This window comes from Acinetobacter sp. CIP 102529 (assembly GCF_000368325.1).
GTDB lineage: Bacteria > Pseudomonadota > Gammaproteobacteria > Pseudomonadales > Moraxellaceae > Acinetobacter > Acinetobacter parvus.
Genome location: NZ_KB849354.1, coordinates 434,188 through 455,323, shown reverse-complemented (window position 1 = coordinate 455,323; position 21,136 = coordinate 434,188). Strand labels below are relative to the sequence as shown.

The following is a 21,136-nucleotide window of genomic DNA, read 5'->3' as shown; positions in this document are numbered from 1 at the left end:
TTACTTAACGGGTGAATGGCAACATAATCAAAAAAAAGCGATAAAAATAAAGAAGCATGGACGACTCTCAATGAGTTTATTTCGCTATGGTTTAGACTATGTTCAAATGGCGATTCAGCATTTAATTGGTTTTGGGAAAAAAGAAGAGTTTAAGGAAATTTTGGCAATTTTAAGAAAGCAGAATCCTGATAGGATAAGGGTTCTGTGAAATTTGTCGTGTACAGAGATCATTAGTTCATCTTATTTTGATACTGATGGTTTCCGTGACCATAGCGGTGCCAATAAAACCTTAAATAATGCCAAACTGACATGGAATCTGGATGATGGCAGCAAGATTAACTGGGTCACTAATTACGTCAATATTGATGCTGCTGATCCAGGTGGACTAACTCGAGCAGAGTGGGAGAACAATCCCAAACAAGTTGCAAAAAATGTCCTGGATTATAATGCGCGTAAAAAAATTGATCAGATCCAGACTGGTGTGACATGGTCAAAGCCAATCAATGATCAACATGAATTTTATGCCATGGCTTATATCGGACAGCGGCAAGTCATTCAATATCAGTCTATTCCTGATATAGTTCAAAAAAATCCCAATACACCTTATCAGGCGGGTGGGGTGATTGATTTTAAACGTGGCTACTATGGAACTGATTTTCGCTGGACGGGTAAGGATTTACTTCCTCAAACCCAATTTACCGCTGGTGTTTCTATAGATGCTATGAATGAAGATCGACAGGGTTTCCAAAATTTTAATGATCAGGGTGATAAAGGGATTGTGGGTGCTTTGCGCCGAGATGAGCGAAATAATTTATGGAATATTGATCCTTATCTACAAGCACCATGGTCATTTCTACCCAAAATGCGTTTAGATACGGGGATACGATACAGTAACGTACATTACAAATCCAAAGATCATTATATTGTTGGTCTAAATGGTGATAATAGCGGTAAAACAACTTATGAAGAAATCTTGCCATCCGTTGCTTTAAGTTGGCAATTCATGCCACAGGCATTGATCTATGCAAGTTATGCCAAAGGCTTTGAAACACCAACATTCATGGTTTTTCTCGGGTAGATAACCTGTTTAATAAAAATTATATCGGTTCAGTCATCGTTAATGAGGGGAATAGCCCATTTTTTGAACCTGCTGATGGGCGTAAGCTCAGTGTAGGGATGAGAGTAAGTAAGCAATTTTAGCAGAACGAGCAGTACCTGAAATAAGATACTGCTCGGTTATTTATTTTTTAGGTGGCTGAGCTGGAGCGGCTTTTTTGGCAGCAATCGCTTCTTCAACCTGAGCTAATGATTCTTTGGCATTTGGATAATTTGCCTGAGCAAGGCGTGCAAAAATATTTCTGGCTTCTTCGAGGTTTTGATCAAGAATTCCACCATTTGCCAACATATTTCCTAATATCATCAGTGATGGTGCATAACCTTTCTTCGCTAGCTCCTTTAGGCTCTCAACCGCTTGTTGTTGCATAATTGGATTTTTATTTTTTACACCAATACCAAGATCATAAATTGCTTTAAGATTTTGTGCTGGGTAATAATCCTTGCGTAGCAAAGGCAGTAAGCGTTGAATTGCAATTTGGTCATATTCAGGTTTACCCTGTTTAAACAACAAATCTGCAAATTCAACTGAGGCTTCCTCAGAACCTTGTACAGATGCTTTATCTAAATATTCCTTGTATTTTTGAGCATCTTTAGGGAGGCCTAAATTCCCTTTATGATAGGCTTGTGCCAAGATAAAGCTGGCCTTACCAAATCCTTTGTTGGAGGCATCCTGATAATATTGCAAAGCTTTTTTTTCATCTTTCACTGTGCCTTGCCCGATTTGGGTCATATAACCCACATTATAAATTGCCTGGGCATTGCCTGTATTTGCTAGGCGCTGCATTTCCTGAAATGCTTCAGGATAATTCTTTGCTTCATAAAGTTGAGTGGCTTTTGCAAAGACATCTGGAACTGCTGAGGTTTTATTGTCTGCTGCAAATACCGAATGGCTTGCAACCATGATTAGGTTGGCAATGAGCAACTTTTTCATCTTTCCTTTCCTTTCATGTAAATCTGCCGCAATCCTTTGTTGTTGGCAGAAAACAATGTTGTGACCCAAGTAAGTTTAAGAGTTTGGCATAAAATGTAAATGGAAATTTTGTATGTCAATATTTATGGGTAAATATATTCTAGCTTTGTAGTTTTTTGAAATATATAAATTATTTCAAAATACTGATAAAGAAAAATGTGAATACATCATGTAGAAATAGTCAGTCTACTGTTAATTTATTCATTTATTTAGATTGCTTGCCTGAGTTTAGTAATTGTTCAATCTGTTCTGCATTTTGTGGCATACCAGCGATACGGACACCATTTTTCAAAAATAGGGTGGGTGTTCCGTTAATTTGTAGTTTTTGTCCCAAGATCAAATTCTTTTGAATTGGGGTGGAACATTGTCCTGAATTTTTTGGAGCTTTGCGATGTAGCATATAATCTTCCCAAGCTTCATACTGGTTTTTAGCACACCAGATTTTGTTGGCAATTTCTTCTGCCTGAGGATGTAGAGTTTTTAATGGGAACGGAAATAAATAGACAGTCACATTATCAATGGCGGTCATATACTGTTCCAGTTTCTGACAATAAGGGCAGTCGGGATCTGTAAATATATAGAGTGTACGTTTAACATCACCTTTAACATATCGAATAGCTTGCTCTAATGGCAGTTGTTTAACATCAATTTTATTGAACTCAATTAAACGTTTTTCGGTTAGATTTTTTTGGTTTTTTGGATCGACCAGTTGACCAATAAACAGATAGTATGATGGAACAATAGCGCCCATTTGAATCTTGGGCAATCCTATCGCATAAAAATTATTGAGGCCTCGCCACGTCACCATTTAAAGCTTCTGGTAAATCTAAAACGGTTAAATGAAGTTCTTCCAGTGCGGTCGGTTTGGCAATCACCAAAGCTAAATAACCATCTTCAAAAGCGATACTATTAACGACTTCTACATCTTTACTGAGTTGGGTTGCAGGAGCGGGTACAGCATCATTGCCTTGAATCAAATGCAACCAGTGTTTAGGTTTTGCCTTAAACCATAGGCGTGCTACAATTTCCTGTCCTAGATAACAACCTTTATCAAAATGCACACCCTCTCGTTGATGCAGACGCAGTTCCTGGGGCTGGAACAGATGTTCAGTTGCTTGGGTAATCCAAGCCTGTCCAGATTGAATGGCTTGTATTTGCCATGCATTTATATCTGTTTCTGTTGAAGAAAACTCGGTATGGTTGCCTATAAAACTTGGAAAAACTTGACCAACCTCTTCCAGTTTCATTTTTGAGAAAGCACCAAACTTTTTAATATGTCTGGAAAACTCTTCTGCCTGATCCTGAGTTGTCACCAGTTCAAAACTTTCTGGATTTAATCTTTTGATCCACACACCAAAATGAATACGCCCTTTTAAATCACAAATAGCGGTGTAGCGACTTTCATTTTCTGGCAGGCGTTCAACATGAACAGTCACCTGACCTTGTAGAAATTTTTGTGCATCTACACCATTTAAGCTAAAAGCAGTAAAAGCAAGCTGACTCATAAATCAATCCCAAAGCAAAGTTCTGTTCATTACAATATAAGGGCTTATTTTGCGCTATTTTTCACAAAAAAACAGCTTTAGATTCTGCTTATTTATTTATGACAGAATGGGCAACCAAAGCTATCGCAACGATTGATTCATGGTGATGACAAATATAACAATAGTGATCAACAATGATGGAAAATAAAAATGACAGGTACAGTTAAATTAAATCGCGTGTTCAAGGCCCCAGCAGAGCGTGTCTTTAAAGCTTTCCTGGTTCCAGATGCATTGGCGAAATGGATGGCAGGAATCCTTATATTTATTGGGCTTGTTGGTGGAAGCTGAAATGCCTGATGAATAAAATGAATGATTGATAAACGTTTTAGTGACATAAATTTTCTGGAGTGATGAAAAATAATAAAAACTAAAATTTTGCAAAAAGCATTCTATCTCGCATAATAATGCTTTTGAGATTTTTTATGTCTTTTCCAAATTGCCCACAATGCCAATCAGAATATACTTATCAAGATGGAGAATTATTCATCTGTCCTGAATGTTCACATGAGTGGAAACAGGGTGAGGGGCAGGCATCAGAGCAACAGGAAATTATTAAAGATGCCAATGGTAATGTGTTGGCGGATGGTGACAGTGTCATAGTGGTTAAAGACCTGAAAATTAAAGGTTCCTCATCAGTAGTGAAAGTTGGTACGAAAGTAAAGACCATCCGTTTGATTACTGATGCGAGTGATGGTCATAATATTGACTGCAAGATTGATGGCATTGGTGCCATGAAACTGAAATCTGAGTTTGTCAAAAAAGCTTAATGCAATTGGTTTATGGAGGAGCATAAAAATGCTCCTTTTTTATATGTGTAAGTTACCAAAATTGAACAAAAAATAGTTTTTTTAATGCGGGTTGCCTGATCTATATTATTATTGTTGTTGAGATGAGATAAAGAACACAAATAACTCAAAAATAGAGGTTTTTATGGCAGGATGGTTCGAGCTAAGCCAGGCAAGTGATGGTCAATATCGTTTTGTGTTAAAGGCGGGGAATGGTGAACCCATTTTAAACAGTGAACTATATAAAACCAAGGCAGCCGCAATGAATGGAATTGCTTCAGTGCAAAAAAATAGCCCAGATGATGCACGTTATGAACGACTGACATCAAAAAATGGTAAACCTTACTTTAACTTGAAAGCGGCAAATCATCAGGTCATTGGTAATAGCCAATTTTATGCCAGTGAGCAGTCCCGAGATAAGGGTATTGAATCCGTTAAAAATAATGGTCCATCAGAAACAATCAAGGACTTAACTGTCTAAGTATAAAAAAGCCGTTTAAATCGAAACGGCTTTCTTATTATGGCAGGGTTTTATCAACCTGCTAATTTTGCAAGCAACTCATCTTTGCTGAGGTTGCTGGCTTCCGCATCACGGCGACCCTTGTATTCAAAAGTGCCTGCATCCAGACCTTTCTCACCGATAACGATACGGTGAGGAATACCTATCAGTTCAAGGTCAGAGAATTTCACGCCTGGACGTTCATTACGGTCATCCAATAACACATCATAACCCAGTGCCAGTAACTCTGCATAAAGCGCCTCAGCAGCCTCTAAGGTGCGTGGTGATTTATGCGCATTCATTGGTACAATTGCGACTTCGAAAGGTGCAATGGCCTGAGGCCAGATAATACCCTTGTCGTCATAGTTCTGTTCAATGGCAGCGGCAACCACACGGGTCACACCAATACCATAACAACCCATGGTGACTGTAAATGGCTTGCCATCTTCACCAAGTACTTTACAGCCCAGCGCTTCAGAATATTTGGTGCCTAACTGGAAGATATGACCCACTTCAATACCACGTTTGATGAGTAGTGTACCTTTACCATCTGGGGATGGATCACCCTCAACCACATTACGCAGATCATAGACTTCAGTAAAATGTGCATCGCGTTGCCAGTTGACACCTGTGGCATGTTTGTCAGCTTCATTTGCACCTGCAATAAAGTCAGACAATACCGATGCCGCACGATCCACAATTACGGTTAAACCTTTTTTCAGTAAACCTTGAGGACCAATAAAACCAGTCTTCAATCCCAGTGCACTGATTTGCTCTTCAGTGGCAAAGCTAAGTGGAGCAGCAATGAGTGGATGTTTCTCGGCCTTAATTTCATTCAGTTCATGATCGCCTCTCAGGAATAGGGCAATCACAGGAGTGTTGCCATGTTCATCAACCTGACCCTGAACCAGTAAAGCCTTAACCGATTGTTTGGCATCAGCGTTCAGGAACTGGCAAACCTCTGCAATGGTTTTCTGGTTTGGTGTGTCAACAATCGCCAGTGCTTGAGCTGGTGCCGCACGTTCGCCGACCAGAATGGCTTCGGCTTTTTCCATGTTCGCTGCATAGTCAGATTCAGTTGAGAAGATCACATCATCTTCACCGCTTGAAGCCAGTACATGAAATTCATGCGAACTTGAACCGCCAATTGAGCCTGTATCCGCTTCAACAGGGCGGAAATCCAGACCAAGACGAGTAAAGATACGGCAGTAAGTGTCGTACATCACGTCATAGGTTTGTTGTAATGAAGCTTGATCTGCATGGAATGAATAAGCATCTTTCATGATGAATTCACGGGAACGCATCACACCAAAACGTGGGCGAATTTCATCACGGAACTTGGTTTGAATCTGATAAAAATTGACAGGCAACTGCTTATAGCTTTTTAGCTCATTGCGTGCCAAATCGGTAATGACTTCTTCGTGCGTTGGACCCAGTACAAAAGGATTGTCATGACGATCTTTAAAGCGTAACAGTTCTGGGCCATACTGTTCAAAGCGTCCAGACTCCTCCCACAACGCCGCAGGCTGGGTCACTGGCATAAACACTTCTAAAGCGCCCGAACGATTCATTTCCTCACGGACAATAGCATCCACTTTCTTTAAAACACGCGTTCCCATGGGCAACCAAGAGTATAAGCCAGAAGCGAGTTTACGAATCATCCCCGCACGTAACATGAGCTGGTGTGAAATGACTTCAGCATCATTTGGGGTTTCTCTTAACGTTGCAAATAAAAAGCGGCTTGCGCGCATGGAAACAATCCTAAAGTTAAGTGTGATTGGAAAAAGCTGCAACAGTGGCGGAAAAGATCTCTCCACTTGTAAGTTTTGGCATTATGCCATGAATCATGGAATTTCGGGAAAAGTAAAGTGAGGCAATTCGATCAGGATGATAAAAAGAAAATTAAGGATCTGAAAATAAAAAAGTGCTGAATAGGGGGGTTATGGGATATTGGAGGGGTTATTCTGTTCAAATTTACTAAGGCGATTAATAATGTCAGCATATTCTATCTCTGTTCTGCTGTAGGCATTCCTTAAGCTTTCCACCGTTTTTTTCACGCGCTCAATATTCTTAATGTTATTTTCTAAATTGTTTTTGAGCTGGGGGGGGAGGGGTTCACCTTTACGGTAATATTCCATTTCCTGACGTTTAAAGCTGATCTTGTCCTGTTGTAGTTGTTGCAATTGCTGTTGTTGATAATTCAACTGTTTCTTCAGGTTGGCCAGAATCAGGTCCCTTTTTGCAGTCGCGATCTTGCTGTTGCCATAAGCGCGTTTAAGTTTTAAGTCCTGTTCGCGCTGACGTGCCAATGATTCGCGGCGTGTGGACTGTTGAATATCCTGGGTGGCATTATAGGGCTGGTTGCGCTTGATCACCTGCATGTTGCGGTCAAGCGCCTCATAGCCATAACGGATATGTTCTGGAGTGACCGAGCTGCTTACATTGGCAATGCCATTCTTGTCATAGTAGCGATACCAGACTGCCCGAGGTTGCTCTGTGGCCGCAAAACTTGAGCCATAAAAAAGAAACATTAAAACCAATGCACAAATGCAATTACGAGTTATCGTTGTAAAGTGACCAATGCGGAAACCGCACTTTAACGAACCAGTCATTACATTCCCCGTAAAAAGTTAATTAAATCACTTATTCTTAAATAATAATCACTTGTATATTAGTAGCTATTTATACAATTAAAAATAGTTAGTATACAAAAAATTTAGGAATTTGTTCAAAAGTGTGCGCTATTTGTTATTATTAGGGAAAACTGATAAGTTGGTTCAAAAAGCTTCGTTGATAATGCAAGTAAAGATATGTTAAAAATATCAAATAATCTGTATAAAACAAATTAAACCAAACATAATTTGTATTGAGTGATGGGGCAGGACAATTATATGGAAGATAAATTTCAAAATTTGAAAGTAATGGTGATTGACGATTCAAAAACGATTCGCCGTACAGCGGAGACTTTGTTGCAACGTGAAGGCTGTGAGGTCATTACGGCGGTAGATGGTTTTGAAGCATTATCAAAAATTGCGGAAGCAAATCCAGATATCATTTTCGTTGATATCATGATGCCACGCCTGGATGGTTATCAGACCTGTGCATTGATTAAGAACTCTTTAAACTACCAAAATATTCCAGTGATTATGTTGTCAAGCAAAGACGGTTTGTTTGATCAGGCTAAAGGGCGTGTTGTGGGGTCGGATGAATATTTAACTAAGCCATTCAGTAAAGATGAGCTGTTAACTGCGATTCGTAACCACGTTAGCGCATAAAATTAGATTGAGGAAAAAATGGCTCGTATTCTTATAGTAGATGATTCACCTACTGAAACATTTCGTTTTAGAGAAATTTTAACTAAGCACGGTTATGAAGTTTTAGAAGCGACCAATGGGGCGGATGGTGTTACCATGGCGCAGGCAGAGTTGCCAGATTTGGTCCTTATGGATGTGGTGATGCCTGGAATGAATGGATTTCAGGCAACACGCCAGATTAGCAAGGGTAAAGACACACAGCATATCCCTGTTGTGATCGTAAGTACGAAAGACCAGGCGACAGACCGCGTATGGGGTAAACGTCAGGGGGCTTGCGACTATTTGACCAAGCCGATTGATGAACAGCAACTTATCGATGTGATTAAACAACTGTTAAGTTAACCAATACGAGCCTTTTCATTACTCAATACGGGATAGGGTATGGCAGCAAATGGATTTATCGAATTGCTTCGCTTATCCAAGCGGGGCAATAAACAATATGCTTCAACTCAGAATGAAGTCAGCCGATGGTCTGGTATCGCTTTTGAGATGTTAGGGCAATATTTTGTTGCACCATTGGGGGAAATTTCGGAGGTGATCTATCCACCGAAATATACCCCTGTTCCAAATACTCAGGCATGGGTACGTGGCTTGGCAAATATTCGTGGGCGATTGCTTTCAGTTTCTGATTTAAGTCAGTTTATTTCAGGACAACGGAGTCAGTTTTCACCAACACAAAAAGTGATATGTATTAGCCATCAAGATCATTATGTAGGACTGGTTGTTGACCAGGTTCTGGGGATTCAGCACTTTAACAAGAAAAGTTTCTTTTCTCAAAATGCTGAACTCGACAGTAAGTTAAAAGACTACTGTCAGGGTTACTTTCACCAGCATAATCAGCAGTGGCATGTGTTTTTACTGAGTCGGTTGTTGAAAAATCCTCAATACATGAATGCATCAATAAAATTTATAAACTAATTTGTACGCTACGGAAGATAAACGCGTATTCAGGGGAGAAGCTGATATGGGCTTTAAACTCAAAAAGAAAAATGGTGGCGATAGCGCTGGTTTGAAGAAAGGCGGAGCGTTTCTGGAAAATATCCGAACGCAACTGGATCAATTTTCCCGTTTGTTCGGTGAAACAGAAAAATCCAAACCGATTATCTATCGTGCTTTAATTGCTTTGGCCCTTGCAGTCATCCTCTTAATTTACCTATTTGTGAGCGTACCACGTTCCAACCAATTGACTCGTAGTCTGGGTGAATTGCGTCTGTTGTCGCAAATGATCTCGCGTCAGGCAACGGAAGCAACCGCATCTGGTACACCAGAAGCGATGAAAAGTCTGGTTGAGTCGAAGAAGCAGTTTGCTGAAAACCTTGAAACCGTTGAAAGTGTCTATGGTAAAGGTTCTGATGAGTATAAAAAGGTTAACGAGCTTTGGGAGAATGTTTCCAAGAACATTGATCTAATCGCATCTCAACAAAAAATCATTAACCAGCTTTATGATACTAACATCTCGATCAGTGAAACGATTCCCGAAATTCAGGCTGAATATAACCTGATGGTTGACCAGATGGTTCGTGAAAACATGCCAAGTAGCCAGGTAATTATCACGAAAAACCAGGTGTTCATCGCAGAGCGTATTTTACGCTCAATCAACTCGGTATTGGTGGGTACAGATAATTCGAATGTTTCTGCGAATGACTTTGGGGCGGATATTGAAACCTTTGGTGTTTACCTCAATGCACAGCTCAATGGTAGCTCTGAGCTGGGCGTTGACCGTATCACCTCACCAGATCTACGTGAGTCTCTAGAAAGTATTAAGTCTGACTATGACGCTGTCTTGAAATCAGCGGCGGCAACGGTTCTACAAAACGCGAACCAGATTGTTCGTGTACGTCAGGCATCTTCACAAATCTTCTCTCAATCTGATGCCTTATTGACTTCATTGAATGACTTGTCGAAAAAAGCTGAGAGTGGCTGGGGTAATGTTATTGCAGGTATCGTGTTAATTGCCGCATTGGGCTTACTGGTGTTCTCTGCACTGCAATTACTTGCTCTACGTAGTAATACGGATAAAGAGCGTGTAATGCGTCTGCAAGATGAATATGACCGTAACCAAAACGCGATTTTACGTTTACTGGATGAAATCGCCGATTTGGCGGACGGTGACTTGCGTTCTTATGCAACGGTATCGGAAGACTTCACAGGCGCAATTGCGGATTCGATTAACTTCGCGATTGACCAGTTGCGTGACCTTGTATCCCGAATCACGGATACTTCACAGGAGGTTGCACGCTATACCCAGAAGACCCAGGATATTACTAACCAGTTGGCAGAAGCATCTGAACATCAGGCGCAAGAAATTGCAGGTGCGTCAGCGGCGATGAATGAAATGGCATTGTCCATTGATCAGGTATCTGCAAACGCATCTGAGTCTGCTGAGGTGGCACAGCGTTCTGTACAAATTGCATCAAATGGTGCGGAAGTTGTAAACCGTTCGATTGAGGGGATGGACCACATTCGTGAGCAGATTCAGGAAACATCAAAACGTATTAAACGTTTGGGTGAGTCTTCTCAGGAAATTGGTAACATCGTTTCTCTGATCAACGATATTGCCGACCAGACGAACATTCTGGCTTTAAACGCTGCAATTCAGGCATCTATGGCTGGTGAAGCGGGCCGTGGTTTCGCGGTTGTAGCCGATGAGGTACAGCGTCTAGCGGAACGTTCAGCGTCAGCGACCAAACAGATTGAAGGACTGGTAAAAACCATTCAAACTGATACCAACGAAGCCGTTATTTCAATGGAACAAACGACTTCCGAGGTCGTGCGTGGTGCCAACCTGGCAAAAGATGCGGGTATTGCACTGGATGAGATTCAAACGGTATCAGGTGACTTGGCAAAACTGATTGCGAGCATTTCTGATGCAGCGAAACTTCAGTCTGCATCAGCAAGTCATATTGCAACCACGATGAATGTTGTACAGGAAATTACCTCACAAACCACCACAGCAACGTTTGATGCAGCACGTTCGGTTTCTGAACTGGCGAACATGGCTGAATCATTACGTGAATCAGTAACTGACTTTAAGTTACCTGAGTAAGCAGCATAGGAAAGACAGAGTGGGGCGCTGTCTTTCCTATTTAGAGATGTAGAATATCTCAACAAGGTGGTGGTGGAATGCAACGACATCTTGTGTGATAGATACACGTAATTTTTACCCACAACTGGTGGATAAAAACGAAAGAAGCAGCTATGAAACAAATATTAAAAACGTTAGTTGAAACGATGACGCTTCCTGAAGATAGCTATCTTGAACAAGATGCCGAGATTCTTGAGATTTTTATTGAAGAATTGGATGAAATCTTTGCTGAATTAGAACCTTTATTGGTTAAATGGATGGAACAACCTCATCAACAGGATGTACTTACAGATGTGCGCCGCCACTTCCATACCCTCAAGGGTTCAGGGAGAATGGTGGGTGCGAAATCCTCTGGTGAGTTGGCCTGGACGGTTGAAGACACTTTAAACCGTGTTATTTCAGGAACGGTTTCCCTGAACACGGAAATTCAACGCTATGTTCAGGCGGTTTTCAATATTTACCGTTTTAGGCTTGTACATGATTTTAAAGTGGTTCAAAAACATTTGATTGATCTAAAACCACTGGTTTTATTGGGGCAGCAATTACAACAACAGCAAAGCCCAGAGCCTGCACTTTATGAGCTATTAAACCTTGCAAATACTTTAACACATGATGATGTTCAGACGGGTCTTGAGCTGATTGATGGTGTTGAGGATGCCATTGATGACACAATTGCGGCTGATCAGGTGCAACAGGATATTGAGCCTGTCTTGGCGACTATTGAAACTGAGCAGGATGAAGTGCTTGCCAAGGAAACCTTGGCCATCTTCCTGGAGGAGTCAGAAGATCATCTTAGGGCCATTGATCAGTTCCTGTTGAACGAACGTCCAAATAATGATCACTACAATACCTTGATCAGGGCTTTACATACCCTTCGTGGTAGTTCCTCAATGGCGCATGTGGATCAGGTATTTGAAGCAAGTGCTAAAGTTGAAAACCTGTTTAAGACCTTGTTGCAGGATGAACTGGATTCCAGTTCTGATGAAACCGCATTGCTCACCCATTACGCCCAGTTTGTCCGCGATTACCTGCATACCTTAAGGCAGCAGGGCGCGAAACAGAAACTGGATGAGATTTATGACACATTCAATGTGGCATGGGATAGCTATGACTTCCAGCTAGAAGAAAAACATGGTGAGGCAATACGACCACAGGGGCTGGTTTCTGAATTACTAGAATTAAATATTAATGATTTACTGGATGTGGAATTTGATTTTGAAAAACGTGCCCGAAATGAATTTCCTCAATATATCCAGCTGTTAAGTCATCAGGCGGAAATTCTGTTACAGCATACGCATCATCATGCCACGATTGGGATGTATCAATATACCAGCCTATTGCGTTCAAGCTATCAGGACCTGATTTTTAAACCGAGTCTGTTGAATCTTGATTATGCGTTTGAGCTGTATCATCAGGTGCATCAACAGTTTATTCAGTTGTTCGATACCTTGGCTGCTGGACAGCGTGTCACCTTAACCAAGACACATGAAAGTGTCCTGAATGAATTAAGTTTATTTACCCAGCAGAATATTGACTTCTTGGAACAAACATCCACAGACGTTATGGATACTGTACCTGAAACAGTCCAAGATTCTGCGTCTGGTCTTGATATTGCAGACCTGTCAGCACAGTTTGCGCTGGACAAGCAACAGTTACAGTCAGATGAGGCAAATAGTGACTTCGATCCTGACCTGTTGGATATCTTCCTTGAAGAGGCAGATGAGTTACTGGTGGGAATTGATGCTGACCTCAGTACTTGGGCAGCAGACTATCAGAATGTGGGTGCCCTGAAAAACCTGATGCGTTATTTGCACACCCTAAAAGGTGGTTCAAATATGATTCAGGCGCGTCATATCGGCCTGATTGCACATGAGCTGGAAACAATTTACGAGAAGCTGATTAACCAGCAGATACAGGCAACACCACAGCTTATCACCGTGATTCGTTCAGTTCAGGATGATATTGCAGATCGTATTCAAACGATTCGCGACCAGCAGGTTGACTACCCATCGGCTCATGTCTTGCAGGTTCTGGCAAACCTTGATCAGATGACGGGTACATTCGAAGCCAAACCTGTGGCGGTTAAACAGCTTGAAGAGACAGATGAAGAGATTGATTCAGTTGGTGTGGAAGAAGAGAAAGCTGTTTCTAATCTCCCTGTTCAGACAGAATCTCCACATACCGCAGTTGATGTTACGGTATTGGCAGCCCAGCTTGGACTCGATAAGAAGCAATTGCAGTCAGCCGAATCAAACAGTGACTTTGATCCTGACCTGTTGGATATCTTCCTTGAAGAGGCAGATGAGTTGCTGGTGGGAATTGATGCTGACCTCAGTACTTGGGCAGCAGACTATCAGAATGTGGGTGCCCTGAAAAACCTGATGCGTTATTTGCACACCCTAAAAGGTGGTTCAAATATGATTCAGGCGCGTCATATCGGCCTGATTGCACATGAGCTGGAAACAATTTACGAGAAGCTGATTAACCAGCAGATTCAGGTAACACCACAGCTGATTGCCTTGATTCGTCTGGTACAGGATGATATTGCGGATCGTATTCAAACCATTCGCGACCAGCAAATCGATTATCCATCAACGCATGTGGTACAGCTACTTCAACAAGCGGATCACTCGGCTGATCTGGTTGTAAGCGAGCCTGCAACTGAAATCACCGCACTTTCTGATCAAGATGAGAGCAGTGGACTGGAAGTGTTGCAACTTGTTGAAGAAGAAGTTTCTGAAGAACCAAGTCTTGCGGCAGATGAGCTGAGTGGCAATGATATAGAAGAACAGGTTGAAGATACCTCCTCTCTTCAAACTGTGGAAAATTCTGAACACTCTCTCGAAGATGATGTTCGTTCACTAGTGGAACAGACATTCCTTGAGGAAGCTGAAGAACTGCTTGAACAGGCTCAGGGCTTGTTGAAACAGTGGTTTGACCAGCGCGGTAACCGTAGTTTGCTGTTACAGCTCCAGCGTAATGCCCACAGCTTGAAAGGTGGCGCACGCATGGTGGAAATGGATGCGATTGCAATCATTGCCTACCATCTGGAAAACGCCTTTGAACAGTTTGGTGTGCATCATTTCAGCTCAAACGTTTATGACAATCTGCTTAATACTGCGCTGGCATGGCTCAATGATGCGATCTTTAAGCGTCAATATGCCAACTTTGATGGTTTAAAACAAAGTCTGGAGAAGATGGAATTTGTGGATGTTGCGGCACAGCTTCCTCAAAAATTCTCTGCAACAGACATCTTTACGCCTGAATATACTATGGAGTTTGTTCAGGGTGATGGTACTGAACCACCATCCATGTTGGGTGAGTGGGAAACCACAGAGCGCATTGAACAGAACAATGAAATGATTCGTGTTTCTGCTGACGTTATCGAGAAGATGATTGACTTGTCAGGGGAAAATGCGATCAACCGTTCACGTATTGAAATGGACCTGGGCCAGCTGGGTGGTACGTTGACGGAAATGGAACTTGCAATCAAGCGTCTGGCTGATCAGCTACGCCGAATGGAAGGTGAGCTGGAAAGTCAGATCATTGCACGACATGGCGGAGAAAATTCCCGTTATGCCGATTTTGACCCGTTGGAGATGGACCAGTACTCATCGTTGAACCAGTTGTCAAAATCGCTTGCAGAATCCGCTTCGGACTTGGTTGACTTTAAAACCACACTTTCTGAGAAGATTCGTGATACTGAAGGTCTACTGTTGCAGCAGTCGCGTATTCAGGCAGAAATTCAGGAAAGCCTGATGCGTACCCGTCTGGTGCCATTCTCACGCTTGTTACCACGTTTACAACGTATTGTTCGCCAAACGGCTTCCACCCTGAACCGTCCAACTCAATTGGTGGTGAACAATACCGAAGGTGAATTGGACCGCAGTATTCTTGAAAGGCTGGTTGCACCATTTGAACACATGCTGCGTAACGCGATTGACCACGGTATTGAAGACCGTGAGCAGCGTTTACAGGCTAAAAAACCAGAAACAGGGCATATTGTTCTGGACATTGGCCGTCAGGGTACCGATATCGTGGTCACATTCAGTGATGATGGTAAAGGGATTGATGTCAACCGAATCAAGGACAAGGCGATTCAGACAGGTTTGATGACCACGGATCAAAAACTTGATCAGGAAGAAGTTTTACAGTTTATCTTCCATCCAGGTTTCAGTACCGCTGCACAGGTGACCCAGATTTCTGGCCGTGGTGTCGGTCTGGACGTTGTACAGAGCGATATCAAGGCCTTGGGTGGTCACGTGAGTGTCAGCTCCGTTCTGGGTAAGGGAACCACATTTACCATCCGCGTACCAACAACCGTGGCGGTAAGTGACGCCTTGATGGTGAAAGCGGGTGATCAGCAATTCGCATTCCCACTTGCACAGATTGACCGTATTGTGCGTATCTCGCCAATGGCGTTGGAGCAATACTTTGACAGTCAGGAAGACTACTTCAAGATTGATCAGGAACGCTATCGCCTGCGTTACCTGTCCGAGTTTGTTGCGAGGCAACCAATTCCACGTTTGAATGGTGTGGTTCACTCTTTACCTGTGTTGCTGATTAAGGGTGCTCAAGGGCAGACCACTGCATTACTGGTCGACCAGTTGATTGGTTCGCGTGGCCAGATTGTGGTAAAACCGATTGGTCAGCAATTCTCAAGTATTGGTGTGATTGCGGGTGCTACCATCCTTGGTGATGGTCAGGTCTGTCTGATTCTGGATGGCCAGAATATTGCCCGTCAGGCACAGTCAACAGCACGTAGCAAGCAGGCGGATGAGACCTATACCAAACAGCGTTATGATGAGCGCCGCCTGATCATGATTGTGGATGACTCGGTGACTGTACGTAAGGTGACGTCACGTCTGTTGGAACGTCAAGGCTATGATGTGGTGACAGCCAAAGATGGTGTCGATGCAATTGAGCAGCTTGATACAGTCAAGCCAGACTTGATGCTGCTTGATATTGAGATGCCACGAATGGATGGTTTCGAAGTGACCAACCTTGTTCGACACCATGAAATACATCGCGACTTGCCAATCATCATGATTACATCACGTACAGGCGAGAAGCACCGTGAACGTGCATTGTCACTGGGGGTAAATCAATATATGGGTAAACCATTCCAGGAAGAAACGCTTCTGGAAAATATTGAAAGTTTACTTACAGTGCGCTAAGGGGTAATGAATAATGGTTAAAAAAGGCGAAAACTCGGCATTGGGGCAAATTGATCAGCAAGAGTTACAACACTTAATTACGGTATCAACAGGATTCATTGATGCCTATATTATTCAGTGCCATCAAAAGGTTCCCATGCTGTTGCCACAAAATATCGTGTTGTCAGCAATGGATACCCAAACCAACGTTGACCACATCGAATGGCATGACCTAAAGCTTCCCGTTTATGCGGTGAATGACCCGAACGAGAAGCAGGGCGTGGCCTTGGTTATTGAGGGTGATGATGTCTCCGAGCGGTTTGCCTTGGTCTGTAATGAAATGCCTGAATCCATCCGTGTACGTATTTCGGAAATTGTAGATGAAGAGCGAGACGTGGATGACAATAAGGTCTTTAAGTATGTGAAGATGGGCGAAAAGCAATTTTTTGTTCCCCATTTGCAAAATATCCAGACCCAGCTTGGTCTCTAATAAAAAAGGAACTCATCAGAGTTCCTTTTTTTATGACTATAAAATTTATTAAGTCAAAAGCTCTTCCAGAATTTGTTCATAAATTTCAGCCAGAGGCTCCAGATCATCAACATTGACATGCTCATTGATTTGGTGGATGGTGGCATTTAACACCCCAAGTTCCAGAACCTGGGCGCCTGTAGGTGCAATGAAGCGTCCATCAGAGGTACCACCACTGGTTGAAAGTTCAGTTTCAACGCCTGTCACATTTTTAATCGCTGTTCTTGCCGCATTCACCAATTCGCCCACTGGGGTGAGGAATGGTAAACCTGACAATGTCCAGTCAATGCTGTAATTCAGTTGATGTTTATCCAGTGTTTCAATGACGCGTTGTTTGAGAATTTCGGCCGTTACTTCAGTGGAGTAACGGAAATTAAAGGTCACCTCCAGTGTGCCTGGAATGACATTGGTTGCACCTGTTCCCGCATGGATATTTGAAATCTGGAATGAGGTTGCGGGGAAATATTCGTTACCATTGTCCCATGTGGTTGCACACAGTTCATCCAGTGCTTTGGTTGCCAAATGAATTGGATTCTGTGCAAGATGAGGGTAGGCGACATGGCCTTGCTTGCCTTGTACGGTCAATACCCCATTTAAAGAGCCACGGCGGCCATTTTTGACAATATCACCAAGTTGATGGGTACTTGAAGGCTCGCCAACCAGACACCATGTCATTTTCTCATTACGTTCTTCCAGGGTTTCAACAACTTTAACCGTGCCATTGATGGATGGACCTTCCTCATCGGAAGTAATCAAAAAGGCAATCGAACCCTTATGGTTAGGATGCTTGGTGACAAAACGCTCCGAGGCGACCACCATTGCGGCCAGGGCGGTCTTCATGTCGGCAGAACCACGGCCATATAATTTACCATCACGGATGCTAGGCAAAAACGGGTCTGAATTCCATGCATCCAATTGTCCAGTCGGAACAACATCAGTATGCCCCGCAAAACAGAACACAGGGCTTTCTGTACCACGACGGGCCCATAAATTATCAACATCTTCAAAACGCATGTTTTCGATCTTAAAACCCACCTTGGCCAATCGTTCAGCCATGATGTTCTGGCAGTCATGATCAATAGGCGTGACTGAGGGTTGGCGTAGGAGTTGTAAACTGAGTTCAAGTGTATCGGAATGGTTCATGCGAGATGTGGCTAAATCTGGTGAAATCTGAACCGATATAATAGGGGAATATTGCTGAGAAAGGTATGTAAAAATAAACCTTATCTAGTTTGTAGATAAGGTTTTGTGAGCGTTGTTCTATGGAACTACAGTTTATTCTGGGTTTTTTCAGCAGTTTGGGTCACTTTGTCGCCTGCTTTGGAAACATCCTGCCCAAAACCCTTAAAGGTGTTACAACCAGTTAATACAAAAGCGGCCATGATAGAAGCAACTAAAATTTTTTTCATCATCTTCTCCGTGTGAATTTAATTATGATGTCATTAGAGTCTAAAAAAATAAATGGAAAATGAACATGATGGTTTGATTGTAGATTTGTTATAAAATGTTATTTACTTGCGGTTGAGCTAAATAACAGGGCGGATTGACGAAACATATAAAACATGGGTTCAGTGTCTGCATTGTGATAAAGTCCATTGGTCCACCATTCAGCAGTTTGTGTAGATGGATGTTGATCAGGGCAAATCCATTCATGCCGTTGTAGGCGATAGTAGGGTAGTACAGGGATTATCGTTCCCCATTGACCTAAACGTCTGGATGTGTTGATCCATTCTGGAATAGATGATGCGTAATGATGTTCTGGTAAATACAGTTGTCCTTTCATGACTGCAAATTTACGCTGAATTGTGTACTGGCTGGTCTCGGAAAACTGAAACTGGCGTTGGGTAAAGTGCCGTAGTTTTCGCTGTAGGGTATCTTGCCGATTTAGACCGAACCATTCAGATAAATTGAGTTCGTTCTCACCCAAATAATATTTCAATGCGACTTCCCAATGCTCGATTTCCTGGGTCTGTTTGTTGAGTAACAGGAAATCAAGCTCACCCAGGGTGACTGCCCCCGCAATTTTCTGGATGCTGTGGCCTAATAACTGGTAGGGGTGATAATCATCATCCTGTAGCCAGAACCAGAGCAGATATTCAAAACGCAAACCTAAACGGGTACTTTTCAGGCGTGCCATAAATTCAATTAAGGGTTGAGGTTGCTGATCCAACTGTTGCAACCGCACCTCATAAGCTTGATAGTGCTCTTGCCAAACGGTATTGGAATGAAGTTCAAAATAATTTTCAATTTTTAAATCATCGGGTATTTTGGTCAGGATATTGGGACTGGCAATGCAAAAGGCCAACTGCCGAACAATAGGCTGCTTAAACTGTAACCACGGTTCAAAAAAGCTGGGTGAATCAATCTTCTCAGGCATAGTCACCCATCATCGAGAAATAATAAGTTCAGTTTGATAAACAACAATAAAAACACTTTATACTAGCACGGTTGTATTGACGTGTCGGTTAATTACTAAATGAAAACATTGTTCTGGCGTAGCTTGGTGGTGATTTTTATCACATTGGGAATTATTGGAGCAATTCTACCTGGTATGCCAACAACAGTTTTCCTGATTCTGGCAGCATGGGCGGCATCAAAAGGCTGGCCGCAAATGGATGCATGGTTACTGAACCATCCCAAATATGGTCCCACACTGCGTAACTGGCGTGAAAATGGGACTGTACCACGCAAGGCCAAGTGGATTGCCAGTATCATGATGCTGTTCAGTGGGATTTTAATGCTGTTTACCAATGCGCCGTTCTGGGTCAAGATATTTACTGATGTTACCATGTTGATTGTGGCGATCTGGTTATGGCTACGTCCTGAACCTGAGCAGCGTTAAAAAAAGCGAAGCTTTTTAGCTGCGCAAGACGAGAGCTACGCTCAAGTGGCGAGGATAAGCAAAGCATCGCTTTGCCCTGAGGGGCGATTAAAGCTCCGCAAGAAGACGAGCAGCTATGCTGCAAGTGGCAAGTTAAAAAAAGCAAAGCTTTTTTAGCGGCGCAAGACGAGAGCTACGCTTGAGTGGCGGGGTAAGCCAAGCAGCGCTTTGCCCTGAGGGGCGATTAAAGCTCCGCAACAAGGCGAGCAGTTATGCTGCGAGTGGCAAGTTAAAAAAGCGAAGCTCTTGCAGAATATATTTTGTATATATAAAGCAGATTCAAAAAGAACACCATTTTCCTAAATCATTGGGTCAGCCTCCTATAAGTTCTAAAAATCAAAATTACACAAAGCACAGCATTTTTATGTTCAAATAAATCAGCAAGACCGAAATATTTAGAGATAGAAAATGTCCTATACATTGGAACAGGCAGACATATTGATTGATTTGGCGCAACAAACTTTACGATTGCCGAAACATAACAAGTTTTATCTGATTTCCTCTGGCAAGAATGGAATTGGTGAACAGGAAAACAGTGGTAAAACCCCAAGAGGCTGGCATCGTGTTGCCCAAAAGATCGGTCATGACGCTGCAAAATATTCAGTCTTTATTGCGCGCCAGCCTACAGGCGAAATTTACAATCAACAGCTTGCACAACAGTTTCCACAAAGGGACTGGATTTTATCGCGAATTTTGTGGCTGGATGGTTTGGAGGCTGGTTTTAATCAGGGGGAGGGTTGTGATACCTTTAAACGATATATCTACATCCATGGGACACCTGATACGGAACCGATGGGCATTCCGATGTCTCATGGCTGTATCCGAATGAAGAATGATGAAATTATCGAGCTTTTCGGGCTTGTTCCTGAACATGCACTGGTCTATATTTCAGAACAGACATTGGAAAATAAGCAGCCAGATTGTAAATAAGTGCCTAAATAAAATACGAAAATCCTGTGTTTTATCAAGAATGACCTATTTTTTAATCATTCACACGGTTTTTTCCGAAAAGAGCATGAAAAGCGTTTGACAGGCTGTGAAGATTCTCTATAATGCACCTCACAAACGATGAAGACGTTAAGGGCGCTTAGCTCAGTTGGTAGAGCGTCTGCCTTACAAGCAGAATGTCGGCGGTTCGATCCCGTCAGCGCCCACCAAGCCTTTACGTTAAAACTCAAGTGCAGCGGTAGTTCAGTTGGTTAGAATATCGGCCTGTCACGCCGAGGGTCGCGGGTTCGAGCCCCGTCCGCTGCGCCA

General features: G+C 42.5%; 17 protein-coding genes, 2 tRNA genes and 5 pseudogenes. 16 read left to right on the top strand and 8 right to left on the bottom strand.

Annotation, left to right across the window (positions count from 1 at the left end; all coding sequences use genetic code 11):
- Positions 1-208 (top strand): annotated as a pseudogene (locus F972_RS04300) (IS4 family transposase); the annotation flags it as partial.
- An 18-nt stretch (positions 209-226) separates the two neighbouring features.
- Positions 227-1,060, top strand: a pseudogene (locus tag F972_RS04295) (TonB-dependent receptor domain-containing protein); the annotation flags it as partial.
- Between the two features lie 180 nt (positions 1,061-1,240).
- Here F972_RS04295 and F972_RS04290 read toward each other — a convergent pair.
- The 3 genes and pseudogenes from F972_RS04290 to F972_RS04280 form a co-directional block, all read right to left on the bottom strand.
- On the bottom strand, positions 1,241-2,047 hold the full coding sequence (locus F972_RS04290; protein ID WP_004764072.1) for a tetratricopeptide repeat protein: 807 nt from the start codon (positions 2,045-2,047) through the stop codon (positions 1,241-1,243).
- A gap of 244 nt (positions 2,048-2,291) precedes the next feature.
- Positions 2,292-2,813, bottom strand: a pseudogene (locus F972_RS04285) (DsbC family protein); the annotation flags it as partial.
- 55 nt (positions 2,814-2,868) lie between these two features.
- Entirely contained in the window at positions 2,869-3,591 is a 723-nt protein-coding gene (locus F972_RS04280) for a CAF17-like 4Fe-4S cluster assembly/insertion protein YgfZ (RefSeq protein ID WP_004760855.1), read from the bottom strand.
- 189 nt (positions 3,592-3,780) lie between these two features.
- On the opposite strand from F972_RS04280, the pseudogene F972_RS16000 reads away from it, so the two are divergent.
- From F972_RS16000 to F972_RS04270, 3 genes and pseudogenes are all read left to right on the top strand, one after another.
- Positions 3,781-3,879 (top strand): annotated as a pseudogene (locus F972_RS16000) (hypothetical protein); the annotation flags it as partial.
- A 173-nt stretch (positions 3,880-4,052) separates the two neighbouring features.
- Positions 4,053-4,397, top strand: a complete 345-nt coding sequence (locus F972_RS04275) for a zinc ribbon domain-containing protein YjdM (RefSeq protein ID WP_004681663.1) — start codon at positions 4,053-4,055, stop codon at positions 4,395-4,397.
- Between the two features lie 163 nt (positions 4,398-4,560).
- The gene (locus F972_RS04270; protein WP_004764065.1) at positions 4,561-4,896 is read left to right on the top strand and encodes a YegP family protein; all 336 of its coding nucleotides are present in this window, start codon (positions 4,561-4,563) and stop codon (positions 4,894-4,896) included.
- 53 nt (positions 4,897-4,949) lie between these two features.
- On the opposite strand, the gene F972_RS04265 is transcribed toward F972_RS04270, so the two are convergent.
- Positions 4,950-6,665 carry a proline--tRNA ligase gene (locus tag F972_RS04265; protein ID WP_004764063.1) on the bottom strand — a complete coding sequence of 572 codons (1,716 nt, stop codon included), beginning with the start codon at positions 6,663-6,665 and terminating at the stop codon, positions 4,950-4,952.
- A gap of 189 nt (positions 6,666-6,854) precedes the next feature.
- Positions 6,855-7,526 (bottom strand): hypothetical protein, encoded by a 672-nt coding sequence (locus tag F972_RS04260; protein ID WP_004681661.1) that lies wholly within the window; start codon positions 7,524-7,526, stop codon positions 6,855-6,857.
- A 279-nt stretch (positions 7,527-7,805) separates the two neighbouring features.
- Here F972_RS04260 and pilG point away from each other — a divergent pair, with 279 nt between their 5' ends.
- From pilG to F972_RS04230, 7 genes and pseudogenes are all read left to right on the top strand, one after another.
- Positions 7,806-8,189 (top strand): twitching motility response regulator PilG, encoded by a 384-nt coding sequence (pilG, locus tag F972_RS04255; protein ID WP_004678261.1) that lies wholly within the window; start codon positions 7,806-7,808, stop codon positions 8,187-8,189.
- Positions 8,190-8,207: 18 nt separating this feature from the next.
- Positions 8,208-8,570 (top strand): response regulator, encoded by a 363-nt coding sequence (locus F972_RS04250; protein WP_004664659.1) that lies wholly within the window; start codon positions 8,208-8,210, stop codon positions 8,568-8,570.
- A 39-nt stretch (positions 8,571-8,609) separates the two neighbouring features.
- Entirely contained in the window at positions 8,610-9,146 is a 537-nt protein-coding gene (locus tag F972_RS04245) for a chemotaxis protein CheW (RefSeq protein WP_004681658.1), read from the top strand.
- A gap of 46 nt (positions 9,147-9,192) precedes the next feature.
- On the top strand, positions 9,193-11,274 hold the full coding sequence (locus F972_RS04240; RefSeq protein WP_004681656.1) for a methyl-accepting chemotaxis protein: 2,082 nt from the start codon (positions 9,193-9,195) through the stop codon (positions 11,272-11,274).
- A gap of 152 nt (positions 11,275-11,426) precedes the next feature.
- A pseudogene (locus F972_RS16535) lies at positions 11,427-11,957 on the top strand (Hpt domain-containing protein); the annotation flags it as partial.
- A 42-nt stretch (positions 11,958-11,999) separates the two neighbouring features.
- The gene (locus F972_RS04235; protein ID WP_416201949.1) at positions 12,000-16,490 is read left to right on the top strand and encodes an Hpt domain-containing protein; all 4,491 of its coding nucleotides are present in this window, start codon (positions 12,000-12,002) and stop codon (positions 16,488-16,490) included.
- Positions 16,491-16,503: 13 nt separating this feature from the next.
- Positions 16,504-16,959, top strand: coding sequence for a hypothetical protein (locus F972_RS04230; RefSeq protein WP_004681653.1), 456 nt, complete (start codon positions 16,504-16,506; stop codon positions 16,957-16,959).
- 48 nt (positions 16,960-17,007) lie between these two features.
- Here the strand turns inward: F972_RS04230 and dapE are convergent, their stop codons facing one another.
- The 3 genes from dapE to F972_RS04215 form a co-directional block, all read right to left on the bottom strand.
- Positions 17,008-18,141: a succinyl-diaminopimelate desuccinylase gene (dapE, locus tag F972_RS04225; RefSeq protein WP_004681650.1), complete on the bottom strand. Its 1,134-nt coding sequence runs from the start codon at positions 18,139-18,141 to the stop codon at positions 17,008-17,010.
- A gap of 125 nt (positions 18,142-18,266) precedes the next feature.
- Positions 18,267-18,410, bottom strand: a complete 144-nt coding sequence (locus F972_RS04220) for an entericidin A/B family lipoprotein (RefSeq protein ID WP_026040097.1) — start codon at positions 18,408-18,410, stop codon at positions 18,267-18,269.
- Positions 18,411-18,505: 95 nt separating this feature from the next.
- Positions 18,506-19,375, bottom strand: a complete 870-nt coding sequence (locus F972_RS04215) for a DUF1853 family protein (RefSeq protein WP_004681648.1) — start codon at positions 19,373-19,375, stop codon at positions 18,506-18,508.
- A gap of 99 nt (positions 19,376-19,474) precedes the next feature.
- Here F972_RS04215 and F972_RS04210 point away from each other — a divergent pair, with 99 nt between their 5' ends.
- The 4 genes from F972_RS04210 (at position 19,475) to F972_RS04195 (ending at position 21,136) form a co-directional block, all read left to right on the top strand.
- Positions 19,475-19,840: a YbaN family protein gene (locus F972_RS04210; RefSeq protein ID WP_004681645.1), complete on the top strand. Its 366-nt coding sequence runs from the start codon at positions 19,475-19,477 to the stop codon at positions 19,838-19,840.
- A gap of 447 nt (positions 19,841-20,287) precedes the next feature.
- Positions 20,288-20,809, top strand: coding sequence for a cell wall-recycling L,D-carboxypeptidase ElsL (gene elsL / locus F972_RS04205; RefSeq protein WP_004681644.1), 522 nt, complete (start codon positions 20,288-20,290; stop codon positions 20,807-20,809).
- Positions 20,810-20,960: 151 nt separating this feature from the next.
- Positions 20,961-21,036 (top strand) — tRNA-Val (locus tag F972_RS04200).
- Positions 21,037-21,059: 23 nt separating this feature from the next.
- Positions 21,060-21,136 (top strand) — tRNA-Asp (locus F972_RS04195).

What these genes read in the sequence shown, in the direction of transcription:
- F972_RS04230 (WP_004681653.1), top strand. Translation starts at nt 16,504, where the DNA reads ATGGTTAAAAAAGGCGAAAACTCGGCATTGGGGCAAATTGATCAGCAA.
- F972_RS04275 (WP_004681663.1), top strand. Translation starts at nt 4,053, where the DNA reads ATGTCTTTTCCAAATTGCCCACAATGCCAATCAGAATATACTTATCAA.
- F972_RS04265 (WP_004764063.1), bottom strand. Translation starts at nt 6,665, where the DNA reads ATGCGCGCAAGCCGCTTTTTATTTGCAACGTTAAGAGAAACCCCAAAT.
- F972_RS04220 (WP_026040097.1), bottom strand. Translation starts at nt 18,410, where the DNA reads ATGATGAAAAAAATTTTAGTTGCTTCTATCATGGCCGCTTTTGTATTA.
- F972_RS04250 (WP_004664659.1), top strand. Translation starts at nt 8,208, where the DNA reads ATGGCTCGTATTCTTATAGTAGATGATTCACCTACTGAAACATTTCGT.
- F972_RS04260 (WP_004681661.1), bottom strand. Translation starts at nt 7,526, where the DNA reads ATGACTGGTTCGTTAAAGTGCGGTTTCCGCATTGGTCACTTTACAACG.
- F972_RS04245 (WP_004681658.1), top strand. Translation starts at nt 8,610, where the DNA reads ATGGCAGCAAATGGATTTATCGAATTGCTTCGCTTATCCAAGCGGGGC.
- F972_RS04240 (WP_004681656.1), top strand. Translation starts at nt 9,193, where the DNA reads ATGGGCTTTAAACTCAAAAAGAAAAATGGTGGCGATAGCGCTGGTTTG.
- F972_RS04290 (WP_004764072.1), bottom strand. Translation starts at nt 2,047, where the DNA reads ATGAAAAAGTTGCTCATTGCCAACCTAATCATGGTTGCAAGCCATTCG.
- F972_RS04215 (WP_004681648.1), bottom strand. Translation starts at nt 19,375, where the DNA reads ATGCCTGAGAAGATTGATTCACCCAGCTTTTTTGAACCGTGGTTACAG.
- F972_RS04270 (WP_004764065.1), top strand. Translation starts at nt 4,561, where the DNA reads ATGGCAGGATGGTTCGAGCTAAGCCAGGCAAGTGATGGTCAATATCGT.
- dapE (WP_004681650.1), bottom strand. Translation starts at nt 18,141, where the DNA reads ATGAACCATTCCGATACACTTGAACTCAGTTTACAACTCCTACGCCAA.
- F972_RS04280 (WP_004760855.1), bottom strand. Translation starts at nt 3,591, where the DNA reads ATGAGTCAGCTTGCTTTTACTGCTTTTAGCTTAAATGGTGTAGATGCA.
- F972_RS04210 (WP_004681645.1), top strand. Translation starts at nt 19,475, where the DNA reads ATGAAAACATTGTTCTGGCGTAGCTTGGTGGTGATTTTTATCACATTG.
- elsL (WP_004681644.1), top strand. Translation starts at nt 20,288, where the DNA reads ATGTCCTATACATTGGAACAGGCAGACATATTGATTGATTTGGCGCAA.
- pilG (WP_004678261.1), top strand. Translation starts at nt 7,806, where the DNA reads ATGGAAGATAAATTTCAAAATTTGAAAGTAATGGTGATTGACGATTCA.